The following is a 20,838-nucleotide window of genomic DNA, read 5'->3' on the forward strand; positions in this document are numbered from 1 at the left end:
AGGACAGGAACGTGCATAGGTATTTAGAAGCTATTGGATTTTCCGATATTGTGACTAATCAGGAGTTGGAAGAACTTCTGGCAGAAACGATTTCCACAAAAACAGAAGAACAGTTGGCAGTTATCAACAAATATTATGATCTTTGTGGATATTTTAAGGAATACGGTAAAAGAATTGGGATAACTGTACTGAAAAAAGAGGATATGAGAGGGGACGGAAAATGGGATTATTATTTTCCAAGCCTTCGAGGAAAAGGCATCACCTCCTATGCGGACATCACAGTGGAGAGAAAAAAAGACCGTCAGGAATTTCTTGGTATCTGTGAGGATGTCAGGGTTGGAGTGAGCATCATCTTTTATATCCAAAATCCGATTGAATATATCCGGGAAAAGCAGCTTGGTAATTTAAAAGGGAAGAGCATTTCTGTCACTTTGTCGGCTCTTGCACTGGAAGGAACGGTCCTGCTGCCACTACACAAAGATGAGCAGATGGAGAGAACCAGGCAGGAAGAGTCGAGAAACAGAATGATGCTTTTGAGCGCTGCAAGAAAAGGAGATCAAAGCGCAATTGAAAGCCTTACTCTGGAAGATATGGATATCTATTCCAAAGTGTCTAGAAGGGTGATGAAAGAGGATATTTTTACGATTGTCGAATCCTATTTTATGCCATTTGGCCTGGAGTGTGATCTGTACTCTATACTTGGTGAGATCAAAGAGATGGAAGAAGTGCGGAATGAGAAGACAGGAAAGAAACTTTACTTGCTGACTTTAAATGTAAACGAACTGATATTCGATGTCTGTGTCCCGGCAGAACAAGTGATGGGAGAACCAAAACCAGGACGGAGATTCAAAGCGGCGGTCTGGCTGCAGGGACATATTAATTTTTAAAGAATAAGCGTTGTCTGTATGGAAAGTTCCATGCAGACAGCGCTTTTTGGTTATATTGGAAATCCCGTTGTGATCACAATATAATCCCCAAGCCTTCCGGAAAGGAGTGCACTGCGGAGCAAAGGGAAACATATCGCTTGTACGATTCGGCGTATCTGAAGGAGCCCAAATTTGCAGGTGAAAATGCACAAAAATTAAAATTGGCAATATATACAAAAAATAATAGATTAAAAGAAAGTATAAAGCTATAAATTGTTAAAAATATCAAATTATACAAACAAAATAAAATAAAACTTGATTTTATTGCCAAGAATATATAGAATCAACAATAGAAAACGTTATCTAATCTTATACAAAATGTTTATTCTAATAAAGGGGCATTGTAAATTTTGTTCTATCGCAACAGAATTTGTTGTAAGATACTGTGTCAAGTCGCAGAATATAATGCAGAATTTGCAATACCCCTAAACGTATTGGGAAAAAAGATTAGAAACTAAGCATGAAAGGAGGGAAAATTCATATTTGCAGCTTGGTAACACTAAATAATCATATGGAGGAAATTTATGAAGAAAATGAAAAAGACAGCGGCGAGTCTCATGGCGGTTGTTCTGGCAGCAGGATGTGCCGTACCGGTAAATGTACTGGCAAGTGACACGCTCGTAAAAGTAATGTCAGATTCTGAAAATCAGATGAGTTCAGAACCTGAGGTTGTGTATGTCAATAGTTATAATGGTGAGCAGAGAAGCCAGAACTTTGACAGCAACTGGAAGTTTTATCTTGGTGATGCAGGCAGTGCTCAGGAACCGGGATTTGATGATTCCAAATGGAGAAATGTAGATCTGCCTCACGATTACAGTATTGAACAGGAATATTCCAAATCCATGGAGGCAGAAAGCGGATATCTTCCGGGTGGTACGGGATGGTACAGGAAGAATTTTACTGTTCCGAAAAACATGGAAGGAAAACGAGTACGCATTGATTTTGGCGGTGTTTATATGAATTCCACTGTCTGGGTGAACGGACAGGAGTTAGGAACGCATCCTTACGGATATACAGGTTTTTCGTTTGATATTACAGATTATGTGAATTTCGGGGAAGAGAATACTATTGCAGTAAAGGTAGATCATAAGACTCCATCGAGCAGATGGTATTCGGGAAGCGGAATTTACAGAAGTGTGGATCTAACGATCACAGATCCTGTCCATGTGGATTTAAATGGAACAAAGATTGAGACAAACAATCTGGAATCACAGGCAGGCGGCGCAGTGGATATGGATATCCGGACAACGGTGGCAAATGACTCTGATAATGTACAGAAGGTTACTCTGACACATACAGTGTTTAAGAAAGGCGCTGATGTAGAGGAGAATATTGGTACGGTTACAACTGACTCAAAGGAAGTGGCTGCTGGTCAGAGTGCGGATATCACTGCAGTCCTTCAGGCTCAGAATCCAGAGCTTTGGAGTACAGACAACCCGGCTCTTTATACTGTGCGCACAGAAGTAAAGGTAGACGGGGCAGTTGTAGATACTTATGATACAGAGTATGGATTCCGTTACTTTAACTTTGACAGCAGTACAGGATTTTCCCTCAACGGACAGAACGTAAAACTGAAAGGTGTGTGCATGCATCATGATCAGGGTGCGCTTGGTGCCGAGGCAAATGCACGTGCAATTGAGCGTCAGGTAGAAATCTTAAAAGAGATGGGATGTAATTCCATCCGTGTGACACATAACCCGGCGGCAGATGAACTGATCGAAGCCTGCAATGAGCACGGAATCCTTGTTATTGACGAAGCTTTTGATGGCTGGTTCCAGGCAAAGAACGGAAATACACAGGACTATGCAAAATGGTTTAATGAAGTGATTGCCGATGACAATCAGATCATTGGGGCTGAAAAAAATATGACATGGGCTCAGTTCGATCTGGCGGCCATGATCGAAAGAGGTCAAAACGATCCATCCATTATTATGTGGTCTCTCGGCAATGAGGTCATGGAAGGGGTCAGCGGTCCATTTACTGATTATCCGGCAGTTGCCCAGCAGCTGATCAATTGGGCAAAAGATATCGATGATACAAGAGCTATCACAACTGGTGATAACAAGCAGAAAGCAAATTGGACAGAGGCGCATAAGATTGGAGCATCTCTGGACGCAGCAGGCGGAACAGTAGGATTTAACTACTGTAATGGAGGTCAGCTTGACAGCTGGCATTCACAGTATCCTGACTGGAAGATGTACGGATCTGAGACAGCGTCATCTATTAACAGCCGTGGTATTTATAACAGAATCAATGGTGGTTCCCAGACATCGGACGGAAATCTTACTTCTTATGATAATTCCTGTGTAGGATGGGGCGCTTTGGCAAGCGATGCATGGTATACCGTGATTCAAAGAGATTATGTTGCCGGCGAATATGTGTGGACAGGCTTTGACTATATTGGCGAACCTACACCTTGGAATGGTACAGGCCCGGGAGGACAGACCTCTAACTGGCCAAAGAACTCCTACTTTGGTATCGTAGATACAGCAGGATTCCCGAAAGATACCTATTATTTCTATCAGAGCCAGTGGAATGATGATGTAAATACACTGCATATCCTTCCTGCTTGGAATGAAGATGTGGTATACAAAGATGGAAGCGGAAAGGTTCCTGTAGTTGTATATTCCGATGCAAAAGCAGTGGAGTTATTCTTTGTTGACGAAGATGGAACAAGAACTTCTCTTGGAAAGAAAGAATTCACAACAAAGGAAACAGGTGCGGGCTATACCTATCAGATTTATGAAGGTCAAGGTGCATCCGCAACACAGCATAAAAACATGTATCTGACATGGAATGTTCCTTATGAGGATGGAACACTTGAAGCAGTTGCTTACGATGAAAACGGTGATGTGATCGAAAATACAGAAGGACGTAATTTTGTGACAACAACAGGCGATGAGGCAAGACTGGATGCTTATGCAGACCGCACGGAAATTACGGCTGATGGAAAAGATTTGGCATACATTACTGTTGATGTAACAGATGAAGAAGGAAATATTGTTCCTGATGCTGCTAACCGTGTGAAGTTTACAGTGGAAGGTGAAGGAAAACTGGTAGGCGTTGACAACGGTAAACAGTCAGATCACGAATCTTATCTGCTTGACAACAGATGTGCATTCAGCGGTAAAGTACTGGCTATCGTACAGGCTACGGATAAGGCTGGAGATATCAAAGTAACTGCTACAGCTGACGGTCTTACAACAGATGTTGTAGAGATCACGACTAAACAGTCTGAGGAAGGCACAGTTCCGGAAAAAGCTGTTGACAGTTTTAAAATGGCAAAGAATTACTATGTAAAAACAAACAACATGCCACAACTTCCAGCGGAAATCGATGTCAATTACACGGACGGTTCTACAGGAAAAACAAAAGTGACATGGGATACAATAGCAGAGGATCTGATCTTAAAAGTCGGCACATTTAAAGTAAATGGTACGACAGAGGACGGATACAGTGTATCTGTTACAATCAATATGATCGATGATGTTGGAGCTTTATTAAATTATTCTACGACAACTCGCGTTGGAAACGCTCCGGTACTTCCTGATTCCAGACCAGCAGTTATGCCGGACGGACAGGTCTTAAGCGCATCCTTTACAGTGGATTGGCAGCTGCCGGACGATAGCGTTTACAATGAAGAGGGAATCGTAACGATCAATGGAACAGCAAATGTTCTCGGACAGGCTGTAAAAGTGACAGCAACAGTCCGTGTTCAGGAAGAGACGATCACCATCGGAAACAATGTTGCACCAAGTGTCATGAATTTGACACAGAACATCCCGGCGGAGTCACAGTCTGATACTCTGAATGCTATCGTGGACGGCAGCACAGAAATCGATGACAATATGGACGGAGGGCCAAATGAAAGCGCTTGGAGTAACTGGCAGTACTCACAGGAAGGACACAACAAGGCAGAGATTACATTTGAATATGCAACACAGCAGAGAATTGGCCAGATGGATATTTTCTTCTGGAAAGATTCTGCATCAGCTAGATATCCGGATGCAGGAACAACAGAAATCTATGTATCTGATACAGGAGCTGAGGATAGCTGGGTAAAGGTTGATGCAAAGGAAACAATCGGCGCTGAAAATGGAAGAGTAAAGGAATATACATATGAATTTACACCTGTAACTGCAACTTTCATAAAGATTTGTGTGACAAATAAAGACGAGGTTCTTTCAGGCGGAAAGAAACCTTGTACAGGAATCACAGAAGTGCAGATTTATGAGGCAACAGGTTCTTTCACAACAAATACAACGGCAGAGTTGTCAAAACTTGTTGTGGATGGAACGGAAGTTTCCCAGAACGCATTGGATGCAGGGGTTTACAATACACCTGCAACACGTGTGGAAAATGTAGAGGCGCAGACAAAAGACAATGCATCCGTAACTGTTCTTCCAGCTTATGAAGGAGCAGTAAAACTGATCCTTGAATCAGAAGATCACAATACACAAAATGTATTTACGATCAATCTGGGCGCAGAGGAGACAGAAAATCCGGCTGACGACAGCAGGGATTATCCGGTAGAAAAACTGACTGCAACAGCAGGAAGCGAGCATCCGGGAACTGTAGAAGGTCCGGCATCCAATGTATTGGACAAGAACTATACAACATTGTGGCATACAAACTGGAGCACGCTCCCGGGAAAAGATAAATTCTGGATCACTCTGGAATTAGATGAAGAGACAAAACTGGATGCACTTCGCTACTACGGAAGAGATGGCAGCATCAATGGACATGTAGGCGATTACAAAGTGGAAGTCAGCACAGACAATGCGACATGGACAGAGGTATCCAAAGGTACATGGGAAAATACAGCAGGATGGAAACTTGCAGTATTTAATGAACCTGTAACTGCAAAATATGTAAGACTGACAGGTCTTTCTACATTTGGCGATTCCGGAAACAATAAATTCATGAGTGCAGCAGAAATGCGTGTCCGCATGGCTAAAGAGACGATAGACATCTCTGACGAGGCAAACAATATCCAGGCAGAGGTAGATCCGAATCCGGTTATCACAGATATCGTGGATGCAGATCATCCGGCAACACCGGACGTTATCCTTACAAAGGACGGCGCAGCATTGAGAAACGGTATCGACTATGTTGTTTCTTATGAAAACAACATTGCTTACGGAACTGCAACAGCAGTTGTGAAAGGTATTCAGAAATATTCAGGAACAATCCGCGTAGACTTTGAAATCAAAGCAGCAGAAGATCCTGAGCCATCAGGAGATATCTCCACAGCAGTTTTGGAATATGCACTTGGACTTGCAAAAGATGCAGATACAACAGGTGTTATCACATCTGTAGTGGAAAGATTCGAGGCTTTGAAACAAGAGGCGCAGAATATCCTTGACAGGGCAGCAGCAGGCGATGAGACTTTGACACAGGAAATGGTTGACCAGACATGGAAAGACCTGATCAATATCATGCAGTATCTGTCCTTTAAACAGGGCAACAAAGAAGACTTGCAGAAAGTTATTGATATGGCGTCAACACTTGACCTGACAAAATACCTGGAAGAAGGACAAAAAGCGTTTACAGATGCTCTGGCAGCTGCAAATGAAGTCAATGCAGATGGCGATGCAATGCAGGATGAAGTGAACACTGCATGGAGAAATCTTTTACAGGTAATGAGCGAGTTAAGACTGAAACCAAGCAAAGATGCACTTGAGGCATTGATCGCATCAGCAGAGACGGTAAGTCTTGCAAATGTAGCAAAAGCAGATGCAGAGATGTTCCGCACAGCACTTGCAGATGCAAAGAGCGTATATGAAAATGAGCAGGCAACAGAGGAAGAAGTAACAACAGCAGTAGATACGCTGCAGGCAGCTATCGATAAAGTGGCAGCAGTGAATACAGAAGATAAGAACACAGCAAATGATGCAGACAAAGCTGGCACTTCCGACAAAGTTGCAAATGCAGCAGGAACAGACAATCAGAAAGATGTAAAAGATACATCCACAAGCGATGCAGCAAAAACATCTTCACAGAAATCTGCAAAGACAGGAGATACAGCAAACGCAGCAGGAGCAGCGGCAGCGATGCTTGCAGCAGGAGCAGCAGCGGTTGTGGTCTTCAGAAGAAAGAGAAACTAATAGGTTCAAAATGGGCGGGGCTGCCTTTGGCAGCTCCGCTATTTTTTGAAATGCATCTTGTCAACATATGTGAAATATAGTATAATAGCACCGTTAGCTTTGTTCCCTTAGTTAAATGGATATAACAAGCGCCTCCTAAGCGCTAGTTGTGAGTTCGATTCTCGCAGGGAACGTTGATAAAAGCCGAAAGTGCCTGCAAACAACTGCAGACACTTTCGGCTTTTTACTGTTCTGAATCATAAACAATATCTATCAATCAGATTTTTGCATTTCTATACCATAATTTTTACAAAGTGTGATAAAGGCATTCATATTGGGTGTGAGAAATTTGCTTTTGTGATAAATGATATGCAACTCCCTTTGTAATGAATTTTTTAAAGACAGCATTGTGACAATGTTTTCCCGGACATCTCTTTGTACAAGTAGATAGGGCAGCACGGCAACTCCAAGTCCCTCTGCCACTCCTTTTACAATTGCCTGTGTACTGGAGCTTTCCAGCAGAGGCTGGACAGATAATTGCTGGAGAGCAAAGCATGCATCTAAAAGCTCCCGTCCGGCACTGCCTTTTTCTCTCATTAAAAACGGATAGTCTGCCAATTGAGAAAGTGTCACAGAGGCCTGTTTTGCCAAAGGATGGCTGCAGGGCACAATGGCGCACATGGTATCGTGCATAAAAGAAACTGAGTGCACATCCAAATGTTCAGGTGCAGTTTCTATCAGGCCAATGTCGATAGAGTTGTCCAAAATTTTTTGTTCTATATCACTGGAATTGCTGACCACTGCCTCTATCTTAAGGTCAGGATATTGAGTCTGATATTGTCTGATCAATACAGGAAGGATATGAGTTCCGATCGTGATGCTTGTGCCAATGCGCAGAGTGCCAAGAGTATCCCAGTTTTTAATCTTTTTTTCCATGTCTTCAAAAAGGGAAACAATGTGCAGTGCGTAGCCAAAAAATTCTTTTCCGCATTCGGAAGGACAGATACGCCTGCCTATTCTTTCAAACAGTCTTACACCGTAATAATCTTCCAGTTCTTTTATGGCAAAACTGACGGAAGGCTGTGCAATATGGAGTTCCGCGGCAGCTTTTGTAATATTACTATGCCGGAACACGGCCACAAATATTTTCATATGTCGAAGTGTCATGTGTATACCTCAAAATATTATATAAGAATTTAGCTATGATAATAATAAAATAATACTATTTTTCTTATTAGTCAAGATAGATTATACTCAACCATAAAGGAGGAGATATTGTGAGGAGTAAAAAAGAAACATTATTAAAAATATTTATTTCAACCTTATATCTAAGTGCTTTCACATTTGGCGGAGGATATGTCATTGTAACACTGATGAAGAAAAAATTTGTGGATGAATACCATTGGATCGAGGAAGATGAAATGCTGGATCTGATCGCGATCGCCCAGTCTTCACCAGGTGCGATCGCTGTCAATGGAGCTATTGTTGTCGGGTATAAACTTGCCGGTATGACAGGGGCCCTGACTGCCATCATAGCGACCATCATCCCCCCGTTTTTGATCATTTCCATTATTTCGGTTTGCTACAACGCATTCCGCAATAATTTCATCATCAGTCAGCTGCTGGAAGGAATGCAGGCTGGGGTAGGAGCTGTTATCGCAGCGGTTGTCTATGAAATGGCCGCAGGTATCATTCAGGGAAAACAGTTTTCCTCGATTGTGATCATGCTTGTCTCTTTTGTGGCAACCTGCTTTTTTGAAATCAATGTGATCTATGTAGTTTTGATCTGTATTGTGATTGGAATCATCAAAACAATTTGGCTAAGGAGGAGAGCTAAATGATTTATTTACAATTGTTTTTTAGTTTCCTGCAAATCGGATTATTTAGCTTTGGAGGAGGATATGCGGCTATGCCGTTGATACAAGGTCAGATTGTAACTGCACATAAGTGGCTGAGTATGGCAGAGTTTACTGATTTGATCACGATTTCTCAAATGACTCCCGGACCTATTGCAGTCAATTCTGCTACTTTTGTCGGAATCAAAATAGCAGGCATTCCAGGAGCGATTATCGCCACAGCCGGATGCATTTTGCCGTCCTGTCTTATTGTTACTTTGATTGCAAAGTTTTATTTAAAGTATCGGAATATGGATGTGCTGCAGGGAGTGCTGGCTACCCTTAGGCCCGCAGTTGTGGCAATGATCGCATCTGCAGGAATTTCCATCCTTGTCACTGCTTTTTGGGGGAATGATGCAGTAATTACATTTATCGGCACAAACTGGATCATGGTTGCGATCTTTATTGTTTGTTTTATACTGCTTCAAAAAGGGAAATTAAATCCCATCGTTGTCATGCTGCTGGCAGGAGTCATGAAATTGGCAGCTGCCATGATAGGGGCATAAAATGCGGATGAGCGCACAAAGAAACAGGACAAATGATTTGACACTGCAAATTAAACGTACTATCATGAGAAATATAGAAATGCGCAGGAAAGGAGTGTCAAAGGGGAGACGTGAATTTGAAAAAAGATTTGTGAAACCTTACAGCATCCCCATATAAAAATTATGAAATTATTAAAAGACAAAACCATTTACACAGGAAAAGGAAAAATTGAACATGGATACATCCGTTATGACAAAAGGATCGCGGAAGTAGATGAGATGAGAAACTTTGTGCCAAGAGAAGATGATGAAGAGGTAGAGACAGAAGGATGCTGTGTTGTACCAGGATTTATCGATGTACACAGTCACGGAGGATATGGATTTGACAGTATGGATGCGTCACCGGAAGAGATCGACTGGATGGTAAGACAGATGACGGCAAAAGAAGGTATCACTTCCTATTTTTGTACAACCATGACACAGACTTACGAAAATATTGAGCAGGCGATGAAAAATATCAAAGCAGCTGCCATGAAGAATCCGGTCATCCAGGGAATTCATGTAGAAGGACCTTTTGTTTCCGTGCAGTATAAAGGAGCGCAGAATGCATCCTTTATCAAAAAACCAGATGAAAAAGCTTTGGCACATTGGAATGAATTGAGTGGGGGACTGATCAAAGTTGTGACTTATGCTCCGGAAGAGGCATCCCCGGAATTTGAGGACTGGTGTCTTGCAAACGGGATCGTGCCAAGTGCAGGACATTCCTGTGCAGTTTACAATCAGCTGCTGGCAAGCAAAGCAAGCCATGTCACACATTTGTATAATGCGCAGAGAGGGTTGAATCACAGGGAGCCTGGAGTGACAGGATACGGACTTCTGACAGACGGTGTGAAGGCAGAGATGATCTGCGACGGCATCCACATCAAACCGCAGATGGTTTCTCTTGCCTACAAAGTAAAAGGCAGCGATGGGATTGAGCTGATCACAGATTCTATGCGTGCGAAAGGGATGCCGGAAGGAAAAAGCGAACTTGGAGGGCAGGTCGTATATGTCAAGGACGGCACTGCAAGATTGGAGGACGGTACAATCGCAGGAAGTGTGTTGAGTTACATTCATGCATTCCAGAATATCATGAAGTTTACAGGAGCAAATGTGGAAGAGGCAGTGAAAATGAGTTCCGTCAATCAGGCAGAAGAGTTTGGGCTTACTCAGAAAGGAAAGATCATGGCCGGCAAGGATGCGGACTTCGTTGTTCTGGACAGTGACTATGAATTGAAAATGACCATCAGCATGGGCGAGATCGCTAAGGCAGAGTAAAAGTTGTAGCTGATAGAAAAGGGGACATTCTCGGAATGAGGTGTCCTCTTTTTCCATGTCATAATAAATGGCGTCGATGTGATAGAAAAACATAATAAATATATTAGGATTATAAATTGGACAATTTAAGAACAGAACGATATTATGGACTAGGCTGAAAATAAGAATACTAAAAGATATGAAAATATGAAGGAGGAATAAAATGAAAAGAAAGTCATGTTCACGTATTGTGGCGTTGCTGATGTGTATGGTACTGCTGTTGGCAGGCTGCAGCGGTGGCTCTGGGAAGGAGACAAAAGGTGAGGAAACAAAGAAAAAAGAAAGTATGCATATAGCAATCTCTGCAAATCCGCCATCCCTGGATCCTCAGTCTGTGAATTCCAACATTGTGGGTGAGATTGGAGTCCATGTATATGAACCATTGTTTGCAATGAATAAAAACTATGAGCCAACACCGGTTCTTGCAGAGTCCTATAACATGAGTGAGGATGGGAAGGAGTATACGATTAAACTCCGTCAAGGTGTAAAATTCCACAATGGGAAAGAGATGACGGCAGATGATGTAGTAGCTTCCATGAATCGCTGGATAGAAGTTTCTGCAAAAGCAAACACGTTGATCGGTGGTTCCAGTTTTGAAAAAGTGGATGATCATACCGTAAAGTTGACGGTAAATCAGCCGGCATCTGATATCATTATGATATTGGCAGGACCGATTCAGTTTGCTGCCATCTATCCAAAAGAAGTCGTGGATACAGCGACAGCAGAAGGAATCAAAGAGTATATTGGCACAGGTCCTTATAAAGTTTCTGAGTGGAAACAAGATCAGTATGTAAAACTGGAAAGCTATGATGAATACCAACCTTCCGAGGGGGAGGCAAGCGGCCTTGCCGGGGAAAAGAAAGCGGTCACAAAAGAGCTTTATTTTGATGTTGTAACTGATGCGGCTACCCGTATCGCAGGTGTACAAAGCGGTCAATATGATATTGCAGAAGAGATTCCGCTGGATAACTATGAGGAGCTGGCAAAAGATCCTGCGTTAACGTTAAATGTGGACCGCGGAGGAACGCTCAATCTTTTCCTGGATACAACAGAAGGGATTATGGCGAACGAGAAAATCCGACAGGCGGCTCTGGCAGCCCTGAACTGCGATGATATTTTGCTGGCGAGTTATGGAAATCCAGAGCTTTATGAATTGAATGCCAGCTGGATGGATCCGACGGATGCGCAGTGGGGAACAGACGCAGGAAAAGAGTACTACAATCAAAAAGACACAGAAAAGGCAAAGAGTCTTCTCAAAGAGGCGGGATACAACAACGAAAAAATCGTGCTTGTAACAACGCCGGACTATGCGGAAATGTACAATGCGACACTTGTTGTGCAGGAACAGTTAAAGAAGGCTGGTTTTAATGCGGAGGTGGAAAGTTATGACTTCAGTACCTTTATGGAACACCGTGCAGACCCAAAGCAGTTTGATATGTTTATCACAAGCAACACCTACAACATGCTTCCGATTCAGTTGTCAGTGCTGGATAGCGGATGGGCAGGCTTAAATAGTCCAGAAGTAGCAGAAGGCATTGCTGCGATACGTGCAGCAGCGACAGAAGAAGAGGCAGCAAATGAATGGGCAAAGCTGCAGACATTTTTGTATGAAAACGGTGCAGCTACTGTGCTCGGACACTATACTGGTGTGAGCGCCATGAATAAAAACGTAGAAGGAACAGATTATCTGCGTTTTCAGATTTACTGGGGTGCAAGTGCCGCAGAATAATAATGAATTACCGGGGAAACGGCGGATGCAAGTGCATTCCGCCGTTTTTTCAGAAAGGAGTACATGAATGTTAACCTATATTGCGAAACGTATTTTATCTTTGATTCCGGTTCTTCTTGTTGTATCCTTTGTTGTGTTTCTTGTCGTCTACCTGATTCCAGGGGGCCCGGCGAGTGCACTGCTTGGACTTGAGGCCACGCCGGAGCAGATTCATAAATTGAATACAGAGCTTGGATTTGAAAGACCTTTTTTCACACAGTATGCGGACTGGTTTATAAATGTTCTGCATGGAGAGTGGGGACAATCCTATTTTCTGCGCCAGTCTGTGTTGCAGGCAATAGCGGAATATTTTCCTCCGACAATAAGCCTGGCTGTTTTGGCACAGATTTTCGCACTTGTATTTTCCGTACCTCTTGGTATTTTGGCGGCTTACAGAAGAGGCAGTGTGCTGGATGTGACAGCGGTATCCGCATCTTTGGCAGGGGCAGCGCTGCCGGGATTCCTGCTCAGTATGTTTTTGATGTTGTTTTTCAGTGTATATCACCATTGGTTTCCAGTGGCAGGATATGTGGGCTTGGAAGAAGGTCTTTTGGAGCATTTAAGGTATCTTTTTGTGCCGGCATTATCTCTTGGGATCGTGCAGGCAGCTTATCTTACAAGAATGATCCGTTCCTCTCTTCTGGAAACACTCTATAAAAATTTTATACAAACCGCAAGGGCAAAAGGATTAAAAGAGAGCAAGGTGGTTTTGAAGTATGGATTAAAAAATGGGGCGCCTGTTATCCTGACAGCAGTCGGACAATCTTTTGGAAGTCTGATAGCAGGGACGATTGTGACGGAGACTTTATTTAATATTCCAGGGCTTGGTATGCTGACACTGACTGCTATCAACCGAAGAGATGTATTTGTGATTCAGGGCGTAGTGCTCTTTGTCACACTGGTGTATGTTTGTGTCAATCTTGTGGTGGACATTTTGTACGGCTTTGTAGACCCAAGACTTCAGCCGGGACGGAAGTAGGAGGAAGAATAATGCAGTTAACAAGAAAACATACTTCTGCGGTCAGTGCAGTCATTTTAAAAGAGCAGCGGGAGTTTAGAAAAGAGAGGCTGTTTGCAAGCCCTGCGATCATTATTGGCGCTGCCGGATTTTTGATAATTTTAATACTGGCCATTGTTGTGCCTGCATGCAGCAGTATAGATCCAAATGCCATGGAGGTGTCAAAAAGACTTCTTGCTCCAAGTGGAGATCATTTGTTTGGAACAGATGAGTTTGGGAGAGATCTGTTTATACGGGTTATGTACGGTGCCAGAGTCTCTTTATGGGTTGGTGGATGTGTGGCCGCTTTTTCTAGTATTTTGGGAATTGTGATTGGAATTTATGCAAGTTATTTTAAAGTGCTGGATCAGATTTTGATGCGCATTTGTGACGGGCTGATAGCCATACCAGGAATCCTTCTTGCGATTGCGCTGATAGCAGCCCTTGGAACTTCCAGCTGGAATGTGGTTGTTGCATTGACACTTGTGTATACGCCAAGTGTAGCAAGGACGATCAGGGCAAGTGCCATGGTGATTCGAAAACAGCCTTATGTAGAGGCAGCGAAAGTGCAGGGATTTAGTAACTTTCGTATTTTATGGAAACTGATATTGCCGGGCGTGATTTCTCCACTCACAGTGCAGGCATCTTTTATTTTTGCACAGGCCATTATTTCTGAGGCTTCTTTAAGTTTTCTGGGAGCTGGAATTCCGGCTCCGGCGGCTAGCTGGGGAAATATGCTGGAGGCGAGTAAACTGGTCTTTTCCAGAGCGCCATGGACAATGATTTTTCCGGGAGCTGCGGTTATTCTCTGTGTGCTCAGTCTCAACCTTTTTGGGGATGGACTTAGAGATTTTATGGACCCAAAGGTGAAAGGAGGACGAAGGAAATGATGGAAGAATCAATACTGGAAATCAAGGATTTGAGCGTGTTGTTTAAAACACGAAAAAAATGGATTCCAGCTGTGGATCATGTAAATCTTAAGATATACCCGGGGGAAATTGTAGGCATTGTAGGAGAATCAGGATCTGGGAAAAGTGTAATGTCTCAGAGTATTTTAAGATTGAGAGAGCACGACAGCCAGGTGCGCTATGAAGGACAAATTTTATTTGAAAAGGAAAATTTATTGTCAATGCCTTTAAAGGACATGAGAAAGATTCGTGGAAATAAAATTTCGACTATTTTTCAGGATCCTTTGAACTCTTTAAGTCCTGTGCATACAGTTGAAACACAGATGTGCGAAGTATTAAAGCTTCACCGGAATATGTCGAAACAGCAGGCAAGAGAGGAGAGTATCCGTATACTTGGCCTTACAGGAATTCCTGATCCAAAAGGATGTATGGTTTCGTATCCATTTGAGCTTTCTGGGGGAATGCAGCAGAGAGTGATGATCGCAATGGCTCTTTTATGTGAGCCCAAAATACTAATTGCCGATGAACCGACAACTGCGCTGGATGTGACGATTCAGGAGCAGATTTTATACCTGATACGTGAATGGAACAAAAGATTAAATATGTCTGTGTTGTTTATCACTCATGATATGGGAGTGGTCTCCAATCTTTGCCACAGCGTGAAAGTGATGTATCTTGGACAGATTGTGGAGGAGGCAAAGACAGAAGAAATCTTTGCCAACCCTTTACATCCTTACACAAGGGGACTTTTAAATTGCATTCCGCATCTGCGTGTTTCAAGGGAGAAACTTCTGCCCACGATCGAGGGAACGGTTCCGTCTCTTTCTGATATTCCTGCCGGGTGCCATTTCTGTACGAGATGTAAACAGGCGGATGAAAGATGCAAAACCATGTCACCGCCTGAGGTGGAAGCAGAATCAGGACATAGGGTGAAATGCTGGAAATATGCAGACTGCCAAAACCAGAAAGGAAAGATGAATGATGAGTACGCATTTGATCGAAGTAAATAATTTAAGAAAAATTTATTCTGTGCGCAAAAAAGAATATTTGTATGCTGTTAATAATCTTTCTTTTTATATCGAAGAGGGGGAGACCTACGGACTTGTCGGGGAATCAGGATGCGGCAAAACTACGACCGGCCGGGTGATGTTGGGGCTTGAGAAGGCAGACGGCGGTTCTGTTTCCTACAGGGGAAAAAATTTATGCTTATTGAAAGAAAAAGAATTCCGTCCTTTCAGGAAAGAATTGCAGATGGTGTTTCAAAATTCATTATCTGCATTAAATCCAAGAAAGCGTATCGGAGATATCCTGGAAGAGATTCTTCTCGTGCATGGAATAAAGAACAGTGCAAAGCGAAGGGAAACGGTTATGGACATGCTGACAAGAGTGGGGCTTTTGGAAGAACATTATTTTCGGTTTCCACATGAACTATCAGGAGGACAGGTGCAAAGACTGGGGATTGCAGGAGCTCTTATTGTAAAGCCAAAGCTGATTGTCTGTGATGAGCCGGTGTCTGCGCTGGACGTATCCATCCAGGCGCAGATATTAAATATGCTGGTAAAGCTGAAAAAAGAGATGCATCTTAGTTTGCTTTTTATTTCTCATGACATTGGTGTTGTCCGGTTTATTTCCGATAGAATAGGAGTGATGTATCTTGGAACACTCGTGGAGGAGGCCAAGACAGAAAACCTATTTGAAAATCCGCTGCATCCGTATACAAAAGCATTGTTTGCGTCCGTGCCGGATCCTTATATGAAAAAGAAAGATTTTGAAAAGCTTGTTGGGGAGCAGCAAAAGCGAAACGAGATGTTTTTGGGATGTGCATTTTGTAAAAGATGTCCAAATGCGGATGAAAAATGCAGAAAGGAAGTACCGGAGCTTAGAGAGGTGGAAAGTGGGCATAAAGTTGCATGTCACTATGCTAAATAATAATAACTATTATTAAGATTGTATTTGATTAAGTACAAAGAATTTTGGAGGATGCGTTGATTTTACAAGGGAAAAATGATATGCTGAACACATAGTTAGGAACTGCTAATAGTCTGGAATGTATTTTTCAAAATACATCGTGGACTGTTATTGACTATTATTTAACAAATACATATAATTGAGTCAGCAAAGAAATATATAACAAAAGTAAGGTATTTTTAAGGAGGACAAAATGAGAGAAGAATGGACATCTTTTAAAGGTGGAATCTGGGAAAAAGAGATTAATGTAAGAGATTTCATCCAGAAGAACTACACACCATACGAAGGAGACGACTCCTTCCTTGCAGACCCTACAGAAGATACAAAAGATTTGTGGGCACAGGTTATGGAATTGAATAAAGAGGAACGTGAAAAAGGCGGAGTGCTTGACATGGATACAAAGATCATCTCCACGATCACTTCCCATGGACCAGGATATCTGAACAAAGACAAAGAGAAAATCGTTGGTTTCCAGACAGATAAACCATTCAAACGTTCTCTTCAGCCATACGGCGGTATCAGAATGGCTATGAAGGCATGTGAAGAGAATGGATATCAGGTAGACCCTCAGGTCGTTGAATTCTTTACAAAACACAGAAAAACACACAATGATGGTGTGTTTGATGCATATACACCGGAGATGAGAGCGTGCCGTTCCAGCCATATCATCACAGGTCTTCCGGATGCATACGGACGTGGACGTATCATCGGGGATTACAGAAGAGTTGCTCTTTATGGTGTTGACAGACTGATCGAGGACAAACAACATCAGAAAGATACAACAAGAACAATCATGTACTCTGATGTGACAAGACAAAGAGAAGAGCTCTCCGAGCAGATCAAAGCGCTCAAAGAATTAAAAGAACTTGGAAAGATCTACGGATATGATATTTCAAAACCAGCTACAAACGTACAGGAAGCGATCCAGTGGACATACTTCGGATATCTTGCAGCAGTAAAAGAACAGAATGGTGCTGCGATGTCTCTTGGACGTACTTCTACATTCCTTGATATCTACGCAGAGCGTGACTTAAAGAACGGAACATTTACAGAGGAACAGATTCAGGAATTCATTGACCACTTCATCATGAAACTGCGCCTTGTAAAATTTGCAAGAACACCGGAATACAATGCACTGTTCTCCGGAGACCCTACATGGGTGACAGAATCCATCGGTGGTATGGGAATCGACGGACGTACACTGGTTACAAAGATGTCCTACCGTTACCTTCATACACTGAAAAACTTAGGAACAGCTCCGGAGCCGAACCTTACAGTATTGTGGTCTACAAGACTTCCGGAAAACTTCAAACGTTTCTGTGCAAAGACATCCATTGAGTCCTCTTCCATTCAGTATGAGAACGATGATCTGATGAGAGTGACACACGGTGATGACTATGCGATCGCATGCTGTGTATCTTCCATGAGAGTCGGTAAAGAGATGCAATTCTTCGGAGCAAGGGCAAACCTTGCAAAATGTCTGCTTTACGCTATCAACGGTGGTGTGGATGAGATCAGCAAGAAACAGGTAGGACCAAAATACCGTCCGATCACATCCGAATATCTTGACTATGATGAAGTAATGGATAAATTCAAAGACATGATGAAATGGCTTGCGCAAGTTTACGTAAACGCTTTGAACATCATCCACTATATGCATGATAAATACTGCTATGAGAGACTTCAGATGGCTCTTCATGACAAAGATGTGACACGTTGGTTTGCTACAGGTATTGCAGGACTTTCCGTAGTAGCTGACTCTCTGTCCGCTATCAAATACGCGAAAGTAAAAACAGTACGTGATGAAAATGGAATCGTTGTAGATTACCAGGTTGAGGGTGACTTCCCGAAATATGGAAATGATGATGACCGTGTAGACAACATTGCTTACGATATCGTGCATGACTTCATGTCATATGTAAAAGGAAACCACACATACCGCGGAGGTATCCCGACAACTTCTATTCTTACTATTACATCTAATGTTGTATATGGTAAGAACACAGGTTCCACACCTGATGGAAGAAAGGGCGGAGAACCTTTTGCACCGGGCGCTAACCCAATGCACAGAAGAGATTCCCACGGAGCAGTTGCATCTTTGAGCTCTGTTTCCAAACTTCCATTCAAGGATGCACAGGATGGTATTTCCAATACATTCTCCATCATCCCTGGAGCGCTTGGAAAAGACGATGCAGTAATGTTCGATGGAATCACATTTGAGCTGGAACCGGACTGCGCTTGCTGCGAGCCAAACCTCACAGTAGACGAGGATAAATAAGATTTGATGTTACCCGGTCGGGAATTATCCGGCCGGAGTATATAAAAGAATAAGTGCAAGGAGGTATTTTATTATGAATATTAGCGAAAGCCAGATTGATAACTTAGTAGGATTGTTGGATGGATACGCGGAAAAGGGCGGCCATCATCTGAATGTAAACGTATTCACAAAAGAGACTTTGCTGGATGCTCAGGCTCATCCTGAAAAATATCCACAGCTGACTGTTCGTGTATCCGGATATGCGGTTAACTTCAACAAGCTCACAAAAGAGCAGCAGGATGAAGTTATCTCAAGAACATTCCATGATGAAATCTAAAACTGGATATATACATTCATTAGAGAGTTTCGGGACCGTTGACGGTCCCGGAATTCGTTTTGTCGTCTTTTTTCAGGGATGTCCGATGAGGTGTAAATACTGCCACAACCCGGATACGTGGAAAGTGCACGAAGGCCAGGAAATGAGCGTGGAGGAGATCCTAAAAGAGTACGACAAAAATAAAAATTTTTATAAAAAAGGCGGAATCACAGCCACGGGAGGGGAGCCTCTTTTGCAGATGGAATTTTTAACAGAATTGTTTAAGGCTGCAAAGGAAAAGGGAATCCACACATGTCTGGATACGTCCGGGATTACGTACCGTGAGGAGAAAAAGGAACAGTTTGAGGAATTGTTCCGCTATTTGGATCTGGTACTCCTGGATATCAAACACAGCCTTCCAAAAGGCCACAAAGAGCTTACCGGGCAGCCGCAGGAGCCTGTGCTTGCATTTGCAGGAGCACTGGAAAAAGCAGGGATTCCTATGGTCATCCGTCATGTGGTCGTGCCTGGTATCACGGACAACAGGGAAGAACTGGAAACTTTGGGCCATTTGATCGCAAAATTTAAAAATTTGTGCGGTTTGGAAGTATTGCCGTACCATACTATGGGTATTTCTAAATACGAAAGGCTTGGAATGGAATATCCGCTCAAGGGTGTGGAGAGTATGGATAAACAGGAGGCAAAAAAGGCAAAAGAAATCATATTGGAAGTGATAAAGCGAGAACGCAGCTAACAGGCGCGGCAATAGAGGAGGAGGCATATGAATGTATTCTTGGGAATCATGATTCCCCTTGTTGGAACGACACTGGGTTCAGCCTGTGTGTTTTTTATGAGAAAAGATATGAAAGCACAGGTGAGAAAGGCCTTGCTTGGTTTTGCGTCCGGAGTGATGATCGCAGCATCCGTGTGGTCCTTGCTGATTCCATCCATGGACATGGCAGCAGGGATGGGAAAATTGGCATTTATCCCGGCAGCTGCAGGATTTGCTCTTGGAATTTTATTTCTTCTTCTCATGGATAAACTGGTGCCTCACCTTCACTTGGATCACAATGGGCCTGAGGGGATAAAAGCGCACTGGAGAAAGACGACAATGCTTTTGTTTGCCGTCACACTCCACAATCTTCCGGAAGGAATGGCTGTTGGCGTTGTGTTCGCGGGTATGATTTCGGATAACCAGAATATTACCCTGGCAGGGGCGTTTGCCTTGGCCGTAGGAATCGCCATTCAAAATTTTCCTGAGGGAGCCATCATCTCCATGCCGCTCAAAGACGCTGGGATCAGCAGGATGAGAGCATTTGTATACGGTACGCTTTCTGGTGTAGTGGAGCCTGTGGGAGCTGGTCTTACAATCCTGCTGGCATCTAAGATAGAGCCGGTACTCCCATATCTGCTTTCATTTGCTGCAGGTGCGATGATGTATGTGGTTGTGGAGGAACTGATTCCAGAGACAGCGGAAGGAGAGCACAGTAATATTGGAACCATTGGCTTTGCGGTAGGGTTTATCATCATGATGACTCTGGACGTGGCGCTTGGATGATAGATAAGAGATTGCAGAATTGTAAGACTGCAATCTCTTTCTTTGTTCTATAGGAAATTTCGATTTCCTATAGAACAAAACCCTCCGGGAGGATGCGCACGCCGCAATAAGGAAGTTTACCGCTCTGCGGTATTGCGGCGGCGCGCAAAGTGTCAAGCCCCTCATGAGTGTGGGGAGGGGGAGGTGAAGTGGGCTTGCCCACTTTGTTCTTTTATAGGAAATTTCGATTTTGGATAAGGGGAAAAAGAATCCCTGCCGATCGAACACATGTTAAATCAACAGGGGAATGGACATGACAATAGGACGATGGTTAGATTT

At 43.1% G+C, this 20,838-nt stretch carries 15 protein-coding genes and 1 tRNA gene; 15 read left to right on the forward strand and 1 reads right to left on the reverse strand.

Annotation, left to right across the window (positions count from 1 at the left end; all coding sequences use genetic code 11):
- Positions 1 to 11 precede the first annotated feature (11 nt).
- From B5F18_RS10695 to B5F18_RS10705, 3 genes are all read left to right on the forward strand, one after another.
- Entirely contained in the window at positions 12 to 887 is an 876-nt protein-coding gene (locus B5F18_RS10695; RefSeq protein ID WP_087157654.1) for a DUF3881 family protein, read from the forward strand.
- Between the two features lie 563 nt (positions 888 to 1,450).
- The gene (locus B5F18_RS10700; protein WP_204217111.1) at positions 1,451 to 7,033 is read left to right on the forward strand and encodes a sugar-binding domain-containing protein; all 5,583 of its coding nucleotides are present in this window, start codon (positions 1,451 to 1,453) and stop codon (positions 7,031 to 7,033) included.
- Between the two features lie 101 nt (positions 7,034 to 7,134).
- Positions 7,135 to 7,206: transfer RNA gene (locus B5F18_RS10705), tRNA-Arg, on the forward strand.
- 79 nt (positions 7,207 to 7,285) lie between these two features.
- On the opposite strand, the gene B5F18_RS10710 is transcribed toward B5F18_RS10705, so the two are convergent.
- A complete protein-coding gene (locus tag B5F18_RS10710; RefSeq protein ID WP_087157655.1) occupies positions 7,286 to 8,179 on the reverse strand; it encodes a LysR family transcriptional regulator in 894 nt (297 codons plus the stop codon).
- Positions 8,180 to 8,289: 110 nt separating this feature from the next.
- Between B5F18_RS10710 and B5F18_RS10715 the strand changes: the two genes are divergently transcribed.
- The 12 genes from B5F18_RS10715 to B5F18_RS10770 all read left to right on the forward strand — a co-directional run bounded on the left by B5F18_RS10715 (position 8,290) and on the right by B5F18_RS10770 (position 20,520).
- A complete protein-coding gene (locus tag B5F18_RS10715) occupies positions 8,290 to 8,853 on the forward strand; it encodes a chromate transporter (protein WP_087157656.1) in 564 nt (187 codons plus the stop codon).
- Positions 8,850 to 9,413, forward strand: a complete 564-nt coding sequence (locus B5F18_RS10720; protein WP_087157657.1) for a chromate transporter — start codon at positions 8,850 to 8,852, stop codon at positions 9,411 to 9,413. Before B5F18_RS10715 ends, B5F18_RS10720 begins: the two co-directional genes overlap by 4 nt.
- 162 nt (positions 9,414 to 9,575) lie before the next feature.
- Positions 9,576 to 10,709, forward strand: a complete 1,134-nt coding sequence (gene nagA / locus B5F18_RS10725) for an N-acetylglucosamine-6-phosphate deacetylase (RefSeq protein WP_087157658.1) — start codon at positions 9,576 to 9,578, stop codon at positions 10,707 to 10,709.
- Between the two features lie 202 nt (positions 10,710 to 10,911).
- Complete coding sequence (locus tag B5F18_RS10730) at positions 10,912 to 12,477, forward strand: ABC transporter substrate-binding protein (RefSeq protein ID WP_087157659.1); 1,566 nt, start codon at positions 10,912 to 10,914, stop codon at positions 12,475 to 12,477.
- Between the two features lie 67 nt (positions 12,478 to 12,544).
- Positions 12,545 to 13,495: an ABC transporter permease gene (locus B5F18_RS10735; protein ID WP_087157660.1), complete on the forward strand. Its 951-nt coding sequence runs from the start codon at positions 12,545 to 12,547 to the stop codon at positions 13,493 to 13,495.
- 11 nt (positions 13,496 to 13,506) lie between these two features.
- Positions 13,507 to 14,403, forward strand: a complete 897-nt coding sequence (locus tag B5F18_RS10740; protein WP_087157661.1) for an ABC transporter permease — start codon at positions 13,507 to 13,509, stop codon at positions 14,401 to 14,403.
- Positions 14,403 to 15,431 carry an ABC transporter ATP-binding protein gene (locus tag B5F18_RS10745; protein WP_204217113.1) on the forward strand — a complete coding sequence of 343 codons (1,029 nt, stop codon included), beginning with the start codon at positions 14,403 to 14,405 and terminating at the stop codon, positions 15,429 to 15,431. Before B5F18_RS10740 ends, B5F18_RS10745 begins: the two co-directional genes overlap by 1 nt.
- Positions 15,403 to 16,350 carry an ABC transporter ATP-binding protein gene (locus tag B5F18_RS10750; RefSeq protein ID WP_087157663.1) on the forward strand — a complete coding sequence of 316 codons (948 nt, stop codon included), beginning with the start codon at positions 15,403 to 15,405 and terminating at the stop codon, positions 16,348 to 16,350. Before B5F18_RS10745 ends, B5F18_RS10750 begins: the two co-directional genes overlap by 29 nt.
- A 232-nt stretch (positions 16,351 to 16,582) precedes the next feature.
- Complete coding sequence (gene pflB / locus B5F18_RS10755; protein ID WP_087157664.1) at positions 16,583 to 18,667, forward strand: formate C-acetyltransferase; 2,085 nt, start codon at positions 16,583 to 16,585, stop codon at positions 18,665 to 18,667.
- A gap of 70 nt (positions 18,668 to 18,737) precedes the next feature.
- Positions 18,738 to 18,983 carry an autonomous glycyl radical cofactor GrcA3 gene (grcA3, locus tag B5F18_RS10760; protein ID WP_204217114.1) on the forward strand — a complete coding sequence of 82 codons (246 nt, stop codon included), beginning with the start codon at positions 18,738 to 18,740 and terminating at the stop codon, positions 18,981 to 18,983.
- Entirely contained in the window at positions 18,973 to 19,716 is a 744-nt protein-coding gene (pflA, locus tag B5F18_RS10765) for a pyruvate formate-lyase-activating protein (RefSeq protein ID WP_330394165.1), read from the forward strand. The genes grcA3 and pflA overlap by 11 nt, the downstream gene beginning before the upstream one ends.
- 27 nt (positions 19,717 to 19,743) lie before the next feature.
- On the forward strand, positions 19,744 to 20,520 hold the full coding sequence (locus tag B5F18_RS10770; RefSeq protein ID WP_087157667.1) for a ZIP family metal transporter: 777 nt from the start codon (positions 19,744 to 19,746) through the stop codon (positions 20,518 to 20,520).
- Positions 20,521 to 20,838: the final 318 nt, after the last annotated feature.

The organism is Lachnoclostridium sp. An181 (genome assembly GCF_002160325.1).
In the GTDB taxonomy this organism is placed as follows: Bacteria; Bacillota; Clostridia; order Lachnospirales; family Lachnospiraceae; genus An181.